Below are 15,388 nucleotides of genomic sequence, written 5' to 3' on the forward strand. Positions count from 1 at the left end.
CCCCGTGTACTTCCGTGTCGTCCAGCAAACGCGCGACGCGCTCGCGTTCCAGGTCGTCCTCGAAGGCGAGCGGATCGGCCTGACCAGCGTCGAGTTCCGCGATCAGCCCGCGGTCGAGCGCGCGATCGAGGCCGTCATCGCCAGCTTGCGCGAGGGCGTCGACGCCTCCTTGCAGGTCGAGGGGGACAGCTATCACTTCACCTTGCGCGGCGAGGACGGCGGCCTCCTGGCCCGCGGGATCGCCTGCCCGAGCCCGGCCGAGGCCGACGCCAACCTCGCCGAGCTCCAGCGCTGGGTCGTCGGCGCCGAGCGGTTCCGCATCGTCAACCTCGCCCGCCCGCAGCGCAGCGGCGCCAAGCCCGTCGACACCATCCAGGTCGCCGTGCGCTACGACCTCGCGGCCTGCCGCGCCGACAGGCCTGGCCTCGAGCTGCTCAGCCGCGCCAGCGACGGCCTCTTCACCGCCCACCTCCACGGCGAGCGCGGCGAAGTCCTGCTCTACTTGCGCGGCTTCACCACCCGCTCCGCGCGCGACGAGCAGGTCGAATCGGTCCTCGCCGCCGCCGCCGACCCGCGGCGCTTCGATCGGCGCGAGGCCGAGGGTCGGCGTTACTTCGTCCTCACCGCCCGCAACGGCCGGGAGATCGCCCGCGGCCCCTGGCTCGCCAGCGAAGCCGAGTGCGACGCCGCCATCACCCAGCTCGTGCGGCTCGCCCCGATCGAGGCCAAGGAGTTTGCGGGTGCGCGGACCCGCCGCAAGGTGGCCGAATCCGGCTACGACCTCACCCGCAGATCGACCTCGGGAGCTGCCGGATTCGAGGCTTTCAAGGCTAACGACGGCCATCATTATTTCCACCTCAACGACGAGCGCGGCGAAGCCCTCCTCTTCAGCCACGGTTACAGCACCCCCAAGGCCCGCGATCACGGCATTCGCAGCCTGCTCAAGGGCGCCGGCGATCCCGTGTGCTACCGCGTCGCCGGCGACGAGCTGCGCTTCGCCGTCTCCGCCGTCAACGGCCGCGAGCTGACCCGCAGCCGCCTGTTCGGCAGCCGCGCCGCCCTCGACCGCGCCGTCGCGTGGATCCGCGGCGAGATCCTCCAACATGGCCGCAAGTACGGCATCCGCCTGTGGGAGTCCTCGTTCATCGAGCTCCCGCACGAACTCGCCAGCGGCGAGGGCGACACCGGCCAATCCCCGGACCCCGACGCGCTGGCCCGCCAGGCCCTCGACGCCTCACGCGACACCTCCCTCGCCCGCCTCGCCCCACCCTCGCCCCCCGCAACCTCGCCCGCTCCTGCCGCGACGTCACCGACACCCGCCGCGACCTCGCCCTCTCCTGCGACCTCGCCCGCGTCGCCCGCCGCGACCTCGCCCACGACCCTCGCCGCGACCTCGCCCACTACGACCTCGCCTGCGTCGCCCGCCACGACCTCGCCCACTCCTGCGACCTCGCCACCCGCCGCGACCTCGACCTCGCCTGCGACCTCGCCCGCGTCGCCCGCCGCGACCTCGCCCACTCCTGCGACCTCGCCCACTCCTGCAACCGCCTCGCCCGCCGCGACCTCGCCCACTCCTGCCGCCGCGTCCCCGACGCTCCCCGCTTCTGCCGACGCCCCCACCCCCGCGGCCTTCGATCATTCACCAGCCTCCACCGCCCGCGCCGTCTCCGCCCTCTCCCCCGACGCCTCGCCGCAATCGTCGGATCAGGTCGACCGCACCGGTTCCCTGACCACCGAAGCCCGCGAATCCGCTGCTTCGCCGGTCGCCCCGCATGACCCCGCGCATTCGCACGGCGCACACGCAGCCGACCTCTCGCATTCGTCGGGCGAGCCTCCAGCATCCGCGCCTTCACAGCCCTCCCCGACAACCACCTCACATTCACCACAGCCCCCCGCGGCATCCACGCATCCTTCGGAAGCCCCCGCCCTCGCGCATTCGCCGGACACGCTCGCCGTCACCTCTGCGCATTCACCAGACGCTCCCGCTCCTGCCACGAATCCGCCAGACGCTCCCGCTTCTACCGTCCTCCAGCATTCGCAGGACGCTCCCGACTCCGTACATGCGCCGGCCGCTCCCGACTCTGCGCATTCTGCGAGCGCGCGAGCCCCTTCCCCCCATCCGCCCGACGTCCCCGCCTCACATCCACCCGTCGAGCCCCCCGCGTCGCAATCGCCCGCCTCCATCGGCCGCGACGACGCTCCCGCGCCCTCCGCCGATTCGCCCGACGAGCCCGAGTCCGCCGAATCCAAACAATCACCCGACGACCCCGCCGAAGAAGCATTCGCCCCGAACACCCTCCCCCCTCCAGCCGAAATCACCCCACCCGGCGCCCCTCTCGACGAGTCCGAGCCCACCGCCCCTTCTGACTCTCCCGAAGCCTCCGCGCCCACTGCCTTCTCGTCTTCTCCCGAGCTCGCCGCCTCCGCGCATTCACCGGAAGAGCAAGCCTCATCCTCGCCGGACCTCGAGCTGCAACCAGCCAGCGCCGAGCCCACCGGCCGCGCCCACGCTCCCGCCGCGTCGCCCGCCAGCGAAGCCCCGCCTCCTCCTCCCCGTGACGTCTCCAGTCGACCCAGCGGCCCCTTCTCCGCCGACGAGCTCGACGAAGCTCTCGCCCCGCTCGACGCCCTCGAGTTCGACGAAGCGATCCCGATCGCCCTCGATCGCCAGGACTCCGCCACCTTCGCCGCCGCCTCGGCCCACGCCCTCCCCCACGTCCCGCCGGCCAACGAAGACTCGCTGACCATCGAGCTCGACTCCACCGAACTCTCGACCTTCGCGCCTGCCTCGCCCCACCATTCCCCGCTCCCCCTCGACGCGCCTCCCAGCTCCCTCCGGCTCGAGCGTGACGGCTCTGCTCCCGCCTCCCAGGCCCCGTTCGATCTCCGCGCTCCCAAGCCACCGGGCCCGGCGCCGTTCGATCTCCGCACCCCTCAGTCGTCGCGCCCCGCCTCCTTCGATCGCCAGCCAGCGCCGCCCCAGTCGCCCCCTTTCACCGACCGCACCGCATCGGCGCCCTCGCACCCCCGGCCGGTTTCGACCTTCCCGCCCCCGTTCACGCCCACCCCGATCGATCCGTCCGACCTCGGGGCGGCCGGCGAACCCGAGGACTCGCTGACGATCGCCCTCGACTCGCCCGACGCATCGACCTTCGCCGCCGCCGACACCGCCCGCGCCGCCTCGATCCTCGCCCTCACCCCCGACCTCGTGCAGGACGGCGCCGCTTCACTCGCCGTCGCCGACGAGGTCCCCTTCCTCGCCGAGAGCCTCGTCCGCAGCTCCGGCTCGGGATTCACCGAGATCGCCATCGACGCCATCGACGCCCCGGACGAACCCGACTTATCACCTGTCCTTTCGAACAGCCGCGAAGATTCGCTGACCCTCGCCCTCGACGCGCTCGAATCACCGCACGCCGCCGAACCTGCCGCGCCCACTTCCAGCCTTCGACCGCCTCCTGCGCCCGCTCCCTCGCTCGAGCCCGCCACCACGGAGCTCCGCGAGGACACGCCGACGAGCCCCGCTCCTTCGCATCCTCTCGATGCCCCGCTCCTCGCCACCGGCGAAGATTCACTGACGCCATCACTCGCCGCCCTCGAAGCGCTCGCCATCCCCGAGCCTCGACAAGCTGCCTCACGCCCCCCCCTCCAGGCAGGAACACCTCTCGACGCCCTCGCCTCGCCGAGCACCGGATCGAAGTTCCTCTCTGGCGAAGATTCGCTGACGCGAGCTCTCGCCGCCCTCGACCTCCCCGTCGGCCAAGACCTCACCGCCTCGAGCGATCCGCTCGGCGCCTCACCGCTCTCCACCGAGCCCCCCGCCAGCGACGATTCCCTCACGCGAGCTCTCACCACCCTCGAAGACTCTGACGACCTCACCGCCCCGATCGAGTCCCCCGCCAGCGACGATTCGCCGCCGCAGCCCCTCACCGACCTCACCGCCCCGAGCCAGTCCCTCGGCGAGTCCCCCGCCAGCGACGATTCGCCGCCGCAGCCCCTCGCCGATCTCCCCGTCACGAGCGATCCCCTCGCTACTTCACCGCTCTCCGCCGAGTCCCCCGCCAGCGACGATTCGCCGCCGCAGCCCCTCGCCGATCTCCCCGTCACGAGCGATCCCCTCGGCACTTCACCGCTCTCCGCCGAGTCCCCCGCCAGCGACGATTCGCCGCCGCAGCCCCTCGCCGATCTCCCCGTCACGAGCGATCCCCTCGCTACTTCACCGCTCTCCGCCGAGACCCCCGCCAGCGACGATTCGCCGCCGCAGCCCCTCGCCGACCTCAACGCCCCGAGCGATCCTCTCGACACCGCACCGCTCTCTGCCGAGTCTCCCGCCGACGCCTTACCGCTCTCCGCCGAGTCTCCTGCCAGCGACGATTCGCCGACGCAGTCCCTCGCCGATCTGCCCGCCGCCTCGACCGGAGACGAAGACCTTTCGACTCCATCCCTCGAAGCTCTCACGATCGATCTCGATGCCGATCGAGAAGCATCCCGAGTCCTCGACGCCCTCGACAACAGCGACGTCCAATCCCCCGTCGCGCCCGACGATCCACACGCCGCGCAGAGCCTCGGCATCGACACCGATCCCTCCATTGCGCCGGACGACCGAACAGCTTCGAGCGCTCACCACCCTCTCGGCATTTCCCCGCCCGCTCCCGCCGACGACCTCGCAGAAGTTCCTCGACCTGCCGATTCCGCGGCAACCGCTCCTACCCCAGAGCCCGCGCACCCCGGCGATTCTTCCGCCCTCCCGCCGGGCGACGAACCCCCCTCCCGCCTCTCCGCCATCTCCCCCCCGCGGCCGCCTCCGCACCGCGAGACGCCCCCTGCTCTCCCCTTCTCGGCCGTTCCGCCCGACTACGCCGACGACGAAGCATCGAAGCCTGGCGACTCGCTCACCTCCCTGACCAGCCTCGCCGCCCACGACCTGAGCCGGCCCTCGCGCCCCGCCGAAGCCACGGACCCCGCCGATTCCCTCACCGCCATCGGCCTCCCTGCCGATTCCCTCACCGGCTTGCAATCGCACCACCTCGAGGCCGTCGACGCTTCCGCCTCCCTCGACCCGGCTGACTCGCTTACTGCCATCGCCGAGCTCGAGTCCAGCGATTCCGGCGCCTACGCGTCCCTCGACGCCGAAGCTCTCCCCAGCGCCCCCCCCGACTCGCTCACCGCCCTCGACCCCGCCGGCGCTGCCATCTCCTCGAGCGACCCCGCCGCCTCGCTCAACCCGGCTTCACCCGCCTCCAGCGACCCCCTCCCGAGCGAACCCTCCGACTCGCTCCCTGCCCCCGACAGCGCAGCCGACTCTCCGAGCGACCCCTCCGACTCGCTCCCCGCGCTCGCCTCCCAACATTCCGCCAGCCCCCCTCTCTCGAGCGACCCGCCCGACCCGCTCCTCGCCTCGCACGACTCCGCCAGCGCCGACTCGCGCCTCTCATCTTCTTCGCCAGAGTCCTCGCCCGGCGTCCTCGCCCCCCTGCCCGCCGCTCCCCGCGAATCACACGAACCCGCCAGCGCCTCCTCTGCCTCGCACACCGCCCCGTCCGACGCGACCCCCCTCTCGCGCCTCCTCTCGGCCGCCCTGCCCCCGCAGGACCCTTCTCCTGCCGAGTCCCTCACCTCTCTCGCCGTCCTCGACGACGACGACGACGAAGGCGACCCTGAGACCCCGACGCCGCCTCCGCGGCCCGCCCGGCTGCTCTCCTACCTCATCGACGAAGACGCCGACGAATCGACCGCCCCTCCGCGCCTCGAATCGACCCTCGCCGCCCCCCAGCCCGATCAATCGATCGTCAGCGACGCCGCCCATCGCTCCTCCGATCCGCCTCTGCTCGTCCAGCCGCCGATGTTGCCCGCGCTCGAGGACGCAGCCCCCCTCTATCGCTTGAGCGCCCCCCCACAGCCCGTCCAGGACGGCCCGCTGATCCTCAGCATCCCCCTCGTCGATCTCACCGCGACTGCCACTGCTCCGTACGGCGACGACGCCCTCCTCGACGACGCACGCGCCGCCCCACCCGGGCCCGCCCCGCGCCCCGAGTCACGGCCCTCCGTCCGCCAGCCGCCGCGCCCGCCCTCCGCCGGAGCCCCGCGCGCGACCTCTCGCCCCGCCTCCGCCCCGCTCCCCGAAGCCCCGGTCCCCGGAGCCCCGCGCGCGACCTCTCGCCCCGCCTCCGCCCCGCTCCCCGAAGCCCCCGCCTCCGCCCCGCACCCATCCTCCCATTCCCTCGGCACCACCATCACCACCGAGTCGCAGCCCGCCCCCGAATCCTCGCCCTCTCCCGCCCCCGTCGATTCGCCGGCTCAGCCTCAGCCCTCCCGCGAATCGCTCGACTCCCACGATTCCACCCCCCAGCCACCGCCCACCGAATCCTCGAGCCACGATTCGCCGCTCGCCTCGGCCCTCCCGCGCTGGTCCGCCCCTCACCTCATCCCCTCGCCGGTCCCGCTCCTCACCCCCACCACGCCGACCGGCGCCCCCTCCGCCTGGATCCTTCCCCACCCGATCCTCGCCAAGCCCGGCCCTGCAGGCCCGCTCCCGCCGATCACCAATCCGTACCCGCGGCCCTTCATTCCGCCCGGCACCCTCGCTGCCATCGGTCTAGCCAATCGGCCCGGCCCTGCCGTCATTCCCGGCGCTGGCCCGACGCACACCCCACAGCCGCTCGTCACGCCGATCGTCATTCAGCAGCCTCCCGCGCCCCCCGAGCCCACCGCCCTCCCCGACCTCGGCCTGCTCACCCCTCCCGAGCCCGACGCCCCGCGCGGCGAGGCCCCTTCTCTCGTCCCCGAGCTCGAAGTCCTGCTGCGCGACGCCGCCATCCCGAGCCCGCGCCGGCGCGAGGGCTCCGCCCCGCTGGTCGCCCCCGCCCGCCGCGAGCCCTCGAGCGCCCACGCCGTCCCCACCTCCCTCGCCCGCCGCGAGCCCTCGAGCGCCCACGCCGTCCCCACCTCGCTCACCCGCCGCGAGCCCTCGAGCGCCCACGCCGCTCCTGCCCTCGTCCCCACCCTCGACGCCCTCGAATTCGACTCGCCCGGCGGCCCGCGCCCCAAGCGGTCGCTGCCCAACCTCATCCCCGAGCCTGGCACGCCGATCACCGTCAGCCTCGACCGCCCGCTCGCCGACATCCCGCGGCGCGCCTCGCTGCTGCCCAACCTGATCCCCGAGCCCGGCGCCACCACCCCGCAGCCGTTCGAGCGCCCCCTGCTGCTCTCGGACCCTGCCCGCCGCGATCCGCCCGCCGGCGACACGCCTGTCCCCAGGGACATATCACCTGTCTCTCGGGACATCCCGCTCGTCCTCCGCGACACCTTGCTCGACCCGCGCGAGACGGTCCCTGGCCCCCGCGACACACCTGTCCTCAAGGACATCTCATCCGCGCCCACGCAGGGCCTCCCGTCCCTCCTGCGCATGGGCCTCGCCGTCACCCAGCCCGCCGCCGTCAAGCCTGCCCCGGCCCAGCCGACCAACCTCCCGCCGCCTCGCCTGCCGCCGCTGCGCCTGGCCCCGAGCACGCGCGACCGCTGGCTGAGGCTCGGCGTCGTGCTCGCCGCCCTCGCCTTCCTCGGCGCCGTCGCCTCGCGCCTCCTCTTCCGCGGCGACGCGGCCGGGGTCGAAGGGCGCGCTGGCGATGCACCCCCCGCCGAGCCGCCCAGCCAGCCCCCGCCCGCGCCGCCCGTCGTCCCGCCCGAGCCGCGCGAGCCCGCCGTCGTCACCCCGCCCGCGCTCGCTCTCGGTGATTGCCCCGACGCCCCCGATCCCGCGATCGGCCTGCTCGTCGCCCCCTTCGCCCCGCTCGCCGGCGAGCCGCTGCGGATCTTCGCCGCCACCCTCGCCGACGACATCTCGCTCGACCTCCACCTGCTCGCCCCTGACGCCCCCGGCCGCGCGCTCGACGTGCGCGTCCACCTCGGCACCCCGTCCTCCGCCGTCGCCGAGTACACCCCCGCGGTCGCCGGCGAGTACACCGTCGCCGTCGTCCGCGACGGTCGCCCCGTCACCTGCTCCAAAGTACAGGTCCTCACCGAGCCGCCGCAGCGGCCCCCGTTCGCCGCCAAGGGCCGCGCCTGGGCGGTCGAGCGGGCCTGGAGCCCCGCCGAGGAGGCCCTCTACAGCGCCTGGGTGCGCCAGCTTTTCACCGCCGACCCCGCCGGCCTCGCTCGCCTCGACGTCGCCACCACCGACCCCGCGCGCAACCTCCTCCACGACGCGCTCGGCCTCCGCGAAGATCGGGCCGACAACCCGCTCGCCCTCCGCCTCGATCCCGACGGCGCCGACCTCCCCTACGTCGTGCGCGCCTACTGGTCGTGGAAGCGCCGGCTCCCGTTCGCCTATCGCAAGTGCCAGCGCGGCGGCGAGGGCAAGGCTCCGCGCTGCGGCGAGGCCCGCACCAACCTCGAGCCCGGCTCCGGCTTCACCATGCCCGCGACCGAGCTCGCGCGGGTCCAGCGGTTCCTCCACCGCAACCTCGGCTGGGGCGTGCACGCCGGCAATCCGCGCACCGCCGTCACCGACTCCGTCTCCGATCTCTACCCCGTGCGCCTCGACCATCGCGGCCTGCGACCCGGCGCCGTTTATGCCGACCCGTACGGCCGCGTCTTCCTGATCGTCGACCTCGTGTCCGCTCACGGCGACGGGCCCGGCGCGCTGCTGGCCGTCGATGGCGGGCCTGACGGCAGCATCGTCCCGCGCCAGTTCTGGGAGGGCCTGTTCCTGTGGGACACCGCGCCCGAGCATGGCGGCGTCGGCTTCAAGCAGTTCCGCCCGGTCGTGCGCCAGCCCGGCGGCGGCCTGGTCCAGCTCGACAACGCCGCGCTGCTCGAAGCACCTGACCTCGGGGACATCTGGACCGGCCACGCCGAGCTGGCCGGCACCGCCTTTTACGACGCCGTCACCGCCCTGCTCGAGCCGCCGCCGTGGGACGCCTCGCGGCGGCAGCGCGAGGCCGTCGCCGCCTTCGCCGAGCTCGCGCGCGAGCGCATCGACCCGGTCGCGCGCGCCGCCGAGTTCGCCCGCGATCGCAAGCGGGCGATCGCCATGCCGAAGGGCTGGCAGGTGTTCGAGGCCACCGGCGCGTGGGAGAGCTACTCGACCCCCGGCCGCGACCTCCGCCTCCTGCTCGCCCTCGACGTCGTGCGCGGCCTGCCCGACCGCGTGCGCGAGCGACCCAACCTCTACGCCACCGACGGCGACCCCGAGGCCCGCGCCCGCGCCCTCGAAGGTGAGCTCGAGGCCCTGCTGCGCGACCCGCAATACGCCATCACCTACACCCGCAGCGACGGCAGCCCGTGGACCCTCCACCTGCGCGACCTCGTCGACCGCGAGGCCGCGCTCGAGGCCGCCTACAACCCCAACGACTGCCCCGAGCTGCGCTGGGGCGCCCCCGAGGGCAGCGACGAGCTCTCGACCTGCAGCTTCCGCGCCCCCGCCGACCAGCGCGCCCGCATGAATGCCTATCGCCCCTGGCTGCACGAGCGCCGCCCGCCCCTGCGCGGCGACAAGAAGCCCTGAGGCCGCGCCGACCGGCTGAGCGCATGTCCCATAGGACATGTTTCATTGAACATGCTCGATGGGACATCGACGCCGCGCCGACGCCGGTACCTGTGCGTCCGCGCGGCCGAATCCCCTGCGACTTTTTTTAAAGAAAATGCCCGATTGGACATGTCACCCACGCTGCCCGACGCCGGCACCCGTGCGTCCGCGCGGTCGAAATTCCCTGCGACACGCTTTATAGGACATGCTCGATGGGACATGTAAAACACTGGCCGACGCCGGCACCTGTGCGTCCGCGCGGCCCAATCCCCTGCAACATTCTTCAGAAAATGCTCGATTGGACATGTCACCCACGCTGGCCGGCGCCGGCACCTGCGCGCCCTCGCGGGAGAATTCTCCTTCAACATGTCTCCTAGGACATGCTCGATGGGACATATAAAAAACCCTGGCCGGCGCCGAACCTGCGCGCCCGCGTGGTCGAATCCCATCACATGTCCCCTGGGACATCGCCATCCGACAAGCCCTCGAGGTCGCCGCTCGCGAGCCGCTCCCGCCGGCCCGCCGCTCCAGCCTCGACGCGCGCCTGCGAGCCGTCCGCGACCGTCGCCGCGCCGCCGGCCGAACCGCAGGTCACCCACCCATCATTCTCCCGCGCGCGAACCCACTCCCCCGAGCCCCCGTCGCCGAGCGATTTCGTCGCCGCGCACGTCTCCACTCGTGCAACCGTCAATCGGCACACCGTTCCGCGCGCCCGCGCCGGCTTCCGTCACGCCCTCCTTCCTGGCACCCTCTTAAAAAGTAACAAGCATACGCGCCTGGTAGGAGGCCGCCGTGTTCGACTCTGTCGTCCTCGACATCGCCATCGGACTGATCTTCGTGTTCCTCGCCACCAGCCTGGCGATCACCGCCGGCAACGAGCTGCTGGCCTCGCTCTTCAAGTGGCGCGCCAAGGACCTCGCCGCCGGCCTGCGCCTGCTCGTCGGCCGCGAGGACGGCGAAGCCCGGACCGGCCAGCCCGACATCACCCGCGCCCTTTATCAGCACCCGCTGCTGCGCGGCCTCCACCGCGACGCCGCCACTGGTGGCGACAGCAAGGCCCCCTCCTACATCCCGCCGCGCATGTTCGCCATGGCGCTGCTCGACATCGCCTTGCGCCCGGCTGACGGCACCGGCCAGCTCGTCGCCGGCAACATCGCCGAGATGCGGGCCCAGATCGAGTCGAAGCGCCCCGAGCTCGGCAATCGCGTCACCGACACCCTGCTGACATTCGTCAATCACGCCGAGATCGACGCCCGCACCGCCGTCAACCAGCTCGACCATCTTCAGCGCGACGTCGAGACCTGGTTCAACGCCGGCATGGGCCGCGTCAGCGAGGTCTACCGTCGACGGGCCCAGCTGTGGAGCACCCTCCTGGCCTTCTTCTTCGTCGCCGCCCTCAACCTCGACGCCATCCGGATCACCCGCTCGCTCGCCAACGACCCGGTCCTCCGCGCCTCGCTCATCGCCCAGGCCACCGAGGCCGTCAAGCAGGAGACCCCGCCCGCGCAGCCCACCCCGGCCGCCGCCCCGCCGCGGGCCGGTCTGCCCAGCGCTCCCGCCGAGACCGCCCCCTCGGCCACCGCCGGCGCCTTGCGGCAATTGCAGACCGACATCGGTACCATCAATCAACTGGGCATCCCCGTCGGCTGGGAAGACAACCCGCCCCAGCCCAGCACCTGGTGGTGGATCAACAAGGTCCTCGGCCTGCTGCTCACCGGCCTCGCCGCCTCGCTCGGCGCCCCCTTCTGGTTCGACGTGCTCAAGAAGGTCAGCAGCCTTCGCGCCGCCGGTCGCATGCCGCCCCCGCCCGACACCACCAACCCCCGCCGCGATCCACCCGACCCCGCCTGAATCGACGCGCTCGTGAGCCCCCCACCCCGCGGAACCAACGCATGACCATGTCGCCCCTCTCCCGTCCGTGGCGCCACCTGCCGCTCTTCGCGTGCGTGCTGGCCGGCTGCCCGCAGGTCTACACCCAGGGCACCACCACCGAGGCCGGCACCTCCACCGGCGAGCCCGCCACCACGGAGCCCGCCGACCCGAGCGCCAGCGGTACCACTCTCGGTTCGACCGCCGGCGAGCCCACCACCACGACCACCGGCCCCGTCGACCCCACCACGGGCGAGCCCGCCACCACCGACGAGCCCGCGACGACCGCCACCTCCACCACCGGCGACGACACGACCACCACCGGCACCACCGGCACCACCGGCGAGCCCGACCCGGGCCTCATGGGCGAATGGGGCCACGCCTGCGAGAGCGACGACGACTGCGCCGCGATCCTCGGCGACAAGGCCGTGTGCATGACCGACATCCTCGGCTTCTACACATTGCCCGGCGGCTACTGCACCAAGGAGTGCACCCTCCCCGACGCCATGACCTTCTATCAGCCCGGCAACCCCACCTGCGCCCCCGATGCCATGTGCATCGGCGCCTCCGGCTACTTCGAGGCCTGCGCCATCGAATGCACCGAGAACAGCCAATGCCCCCGCGAGGGCTACGAGTGCCGCCTGCTGCCCCAGATCGGTCAACCCGGCGACCCGCTGTTCTGCCTGATGATCGACGAATGATTCTTCAAATAATGCTTCCCGCTGGCACGGCGCAGGCTCCCTGCATCTCGCCATCGTTCTGCCTGATGATCGACGAATGATCCTGTAGTCCATGCCTCCGCCTGCATGGCGCAGGCTCCTTGCATCTCGCCATCGTTCTGCCTGACGATCGACGAATGATCCTGTAGTCAATGCCTCCGCCTGCATGGCGCAGGCGCCCTGCATCTCGCCCTCTCGTGTCGACGGACACGCGCGGAATCGGTGACCCGGTCGATCTTCGTGCATCGTCGGCGTCGGCGCGGCACGACCCGGGCGCCCCGATGCCAAATCGGCGAGATGCGGGTAGCCTGCTCGCCGTGCTGCCGACGCGCATGGTCCTGGTGCTGCCCACCGTCCTCGTGCTCGGCTGTGCCTTGTTCGCGGGGCCAGGGCCGGCGGCGGTCCCTTCCGAGCCACAGCCGGCCGCACCGGAGCCCGGCCCGGCGCCGCCGGTGAGCGCGACACCGGCGGCCCCCGCCGAGGCCCCGCCAGCGCCCGAACCGGTCGAGATTGCCGCGCTGCGGGCGGCGCTCGGCCAGACCGCGGAGAGCCCTGCGGTGCGCGAGTTGGTCGAGCGTATGGGCGCGCCGATCGTCGGCGAACTGGGCGGCGACTCGACCCACATCTTTCCTGCCCACGCGGTGGGCCTGCGATTCGGCAGCGACGGCCGGGTCCTCGAGGTGGCGCTGATCGGCCCCCGCGACGCTCATTCAGGCCATTATCGCGGAGCTCTGCCCGGCGGCCTGCAATTCGGCATGCCCGCGTACCTCGTCGCGCGCAGCCTCGGCGTCGAGATCCCCAACCGCGAATACGGCCGACGCGACGACACCCGCCTGATGCGGCCCGCGATCGAGGGCGGCCGGACCTTCCGCGCGCACGGCCTGCGGGTCCGCTTCGATCGCAAGGACTGGGCGCTCGCGGTCGTCTTCCTGCTCCCGACCGCCGCGCCCGGCAGCGTCCACCTCGACGACCCGATCGTCTTCCCGGGCGAGGAGTCGGGCCTGCGAGGTCTGCGGGTCTACTATCACCTCGGCGTCGGCGCTTCACCGACCTGCGAGCCCTTCGACGTCGAGCTCCGCCTCACGGGCCCGTCGGGCGCTCCGGTCCGCGCTCGCCTCCCGCCGCGCCGCGCCCGGCCGGCCGTGTTCACCGCCGTCGACGAGCGCGTCCCGTGCCGCGACGAGGACCGCATGATCTTCGTGCCCTTCGGCGACCTCGATCTGCCGCCCGGCCCCCACGCGCTGAGCCTGCAGCTCGCCACCCGCCCGGCGAAAGACCGCACGCCCCGGAGCGCGCACGTCGGCGCCGCCGAGCTCCGCACTTCGGCCGAGTTCGAGATGCCCGCCGTCGCCCTGGTCCGCCTGCGAGTCAGCCGCGCGGAGATCCAGCGCGAGGTGTTCCGCCGCCGCAACACCGCCGCCGCGCTCACCTTCGGCGTCTCGGCCCTCTTCTCGCGCCCCAAGCTCGGTCCAGACCCGTTCTGGGTGCTCGTCGCCGGTCGTCACCACCACCGCTCGAAGGCGCGACGAAGCACCTTCTCGCCGCGCTGGACCGAGCCGACCGCATGGTTCCCGCTCGCCGAGGGCGACTCGTTCACGCTCCACCTCGCCGACGAGGACGTGGGAGACAACGAGCCGCTCGCCAAATTCAGCGTCAGCCTCGACCAGCTGCGCGCCGCCGTCCGCGACCACGCCCCGCTGTCCGCGGGCTGGGTCGAGCGCCTCGACCTCGACGGCTCGGAGATCCGCGAAGCCGGCGAGCCCGCCCCGCGCCGCTGAGCCGTGCCGTCGCCGACTCGTGACCGCCGCGCCCGACCTGTGTCACCATCGCGGCTCGCCATGCCCGCCGCGTTCGACCGCCTCGTCGTCCTCGACTTCGAGGCCACCTGTGACAACAGCGACCCGCCCGTCCCGCAGGAGGTGATCGAGTTCCCCTCCGTGCTCGTCTCGCTGACCGATCGCGCCGTCGTCGACAGCTTCTCGACCTTCGTGCGCCCCGTCCACCACCCCACGCTCAGCGCCTTCTGCACCGAGCTCACCACCATTCGCCAGGCGGACGTCGACCCCGCCCCCGTGTTCCCCGAAGTCCTCGCCGCCCATCGCGCCTGGCTCGAAGGACATGGCCTCTTCGACAGCCAGGGCCGCGAGCGGTTCGCCTTCGTCACCTGCGGCGACTGGGACCTGCAGACCATGCTGCCCGTCCAGTGCGGCGCCAGCGGCATCCCGATCTCCGCCCTGCCGCCCGTCTATCGCCGGTGGATCAACATCAAGAAGGTCTTCCTCGCCGTCATGAAGAAGGCCAAGACCACCGGCATGCCCGCCATGCTGCAGGCGCTCGGCCTCGAGCTGCAGGGCACCCACCACCGCGGCATCGACGACTGTCACAACATCGCCCGCCTGGTCTTCGCCCTCGCCGACCGCGGCGCCCGCTTCGACCTCACCGGCAAGCTGGCCGCCTCGCACTACCCCGAGCTCGCGCTCGACCTGCAGTGGGGCGACCGCGTCGAGCGCGTCTTCCTCAAGAAGCGCCACCTCGCCAGCCTGCTCGGCCTCGCCAGCGGGGTCTTCCACGCCCGCATGGTCCGCGTCCTCGGCCCCGACGGCGCCGCCATCGAGGACGACGACCCGCTCGCCGAGCTGCCCCCCGAGTCGCGCCTGCGGGTCCTCAGCGCCCGCGACCTAGCGACATGACCCCGGGGACATGCTTCATCGAACATGCCCGATCGAGCATGTTCACGAGAACATGTCGCTTCGACCATCCCCTCGCCATGACCGCCTCGCCGACCCGCTACGCCTACGTCGGCCCGCCGGAGCTCCGCGACCGCGCCCGCGGCGAGCCCGGCGCGGTCATCGACACCGCCGCCGCGCTCGAGCGCTGGCTGAGCGCCGACTCCGACGCCGGGCGCGAGAGCCTCACCTACGTCGTCGACCTGCAGGGCCGGCTGCGCGTCGCCCCGCGCCGCTCCGAGCACATCGACTGCGCCGGCGGCGACGCCGTGCTCGCCGCGGGCGAGCTGCGCTTCGCCCGTGGAGCCGACCGCCGCCTCGTCGTGCGCGAGGTCAGCAATCAATCGACCGGCTACTGCCCCGACCCCGACTGCTGGCCCGCCGTCGCCGCGGCGCTGACCGCCGCCGGGATCGACCACCCGCCCGGCTTCACCCTCGCCTTCGTGTTCCGCCGCTGCCCCGCGTGCGCGCAGATCAACCTCGTCAAGGACGAATGGTTCGCGTGCGCCGTCTGTGACGCCGAGCTGCCGCGCGCGTGGAACTTCGCCTGA

The 15,388-nt window shown here is 72.7% G+C and carries 6 protein-coding genes; all 6 read left to right on the plus strand.

All coding sequences use genetic code 11. The features are described 5' to 3' along the window. Window positions 1–4: 4 nt before the first annotated feature. The 6 genes from POL25_RS10985 (at window position 5) to POL25_RS11010 (ending at window position 15,388) form a co-directional block, all read left to right on the plus strand. Window positions 5–9,502, plus strand: a complete 9,498-nt coding sequence (locus tag POL25_RS10985) for a DUF1508 domain-containing protein (RefSeq protein ID WP_272085907.1) — start codon at window positions 5–7, stop codon at window positions 9,500–9,502. An 813-nt stretch (window positions 9,503–10,315) separates the two neighbouring features. After that, entirely contained in the window at window positions 10,316–11,374 is a 1,059-nt protein-coding gene (locus tag POL25_RS10990; RefSeq protein ID WP_272085908.1) for a hypothetical protein, read from the plus strand. A gap of 47 nt (window positions 11,375–11,421) precedes the next feature. Beyond that, window positions 11,422–12,093, plus strand: a complete 672-nt coding sequence (locus tag POL25_RS10995) for a hypothetical protein (RefSeq protein WP_272085909.1) — start codon at window positions 11,422–11,424, stop codon at window positions 12,091–12,093. A 335-nt stretch (window positions 12,094–12,428) separates the two neighbouring features. Next, on the plus strand, window positions 12,429–13,889 hold the full coding sequence (locus POL25_RS11000) for a C2 domain-containing protein (protein ID WP_272085910.1): 1,461 nt from the start codon (window positions 12,429–12,431) through the stop codon (window positions 13,887–13,889). 60 nt (window positions 13,890–13,949) lie between these two features. Next, window positions 13,950–14,801, plus strand: a complete 852-nt coding sequence (locus tag POL25_RS11005; protein ID WP_272085911.1) for a 3'-5' exonuclease — start codon at window positions 13,950–13,952, stop codon at window positions 14,799–14,801. Window positions 14,802–14,878: 77 nt separating this feature from the next. Beyond that, window positions 14,879–15,388 (plus strand): hypothetical protein, encoded by a 510-nt coding sequence (locus POL25_RS11010; protein ID WP_272085912.1) that lies wholly within the window; start codon window positions 14,879–14,881, stop codon window positions 15,386–15,388.

Origin of the sequence: Nannocystis bainbridge, from assembly GCF_028368995.1 — a bacterium.
In the GTDB taxonomy this organism is placed as follows: domain Bacteria; phylum Myxococcota_A; class Polyangia; order Nannocystales; family Nannocystaceae; genus Nannocystis; species Nannocystis bainbridge.

What these genes read in the sequence shown, in the direction of transcription:
- POL25_RS10995 (WP_272085909.1), top strand. Translation starts at nt 11,422, where the DNA reads ATGTCGCCCCTCTCCCGTCCGTGGCGCCACCTGCCGCTCTTCGCGTGC.
- POL25_RS11005 (WP_272085911.1), top strand. Translation starts at nt 13,950, where the DNA reads ATGCCCGCCGCGTTCGACCGCCTCGTCGTCCTCGACTTCGAGGCCACC.
- POL25_RS11010 (WP_272085912.1), top strand. Translation starts at nt 14,879, where the DNA reads ATGACCGCCTCGCCGACCCGCTACGCCTACGTCGGCCCGCCGGAGCTC.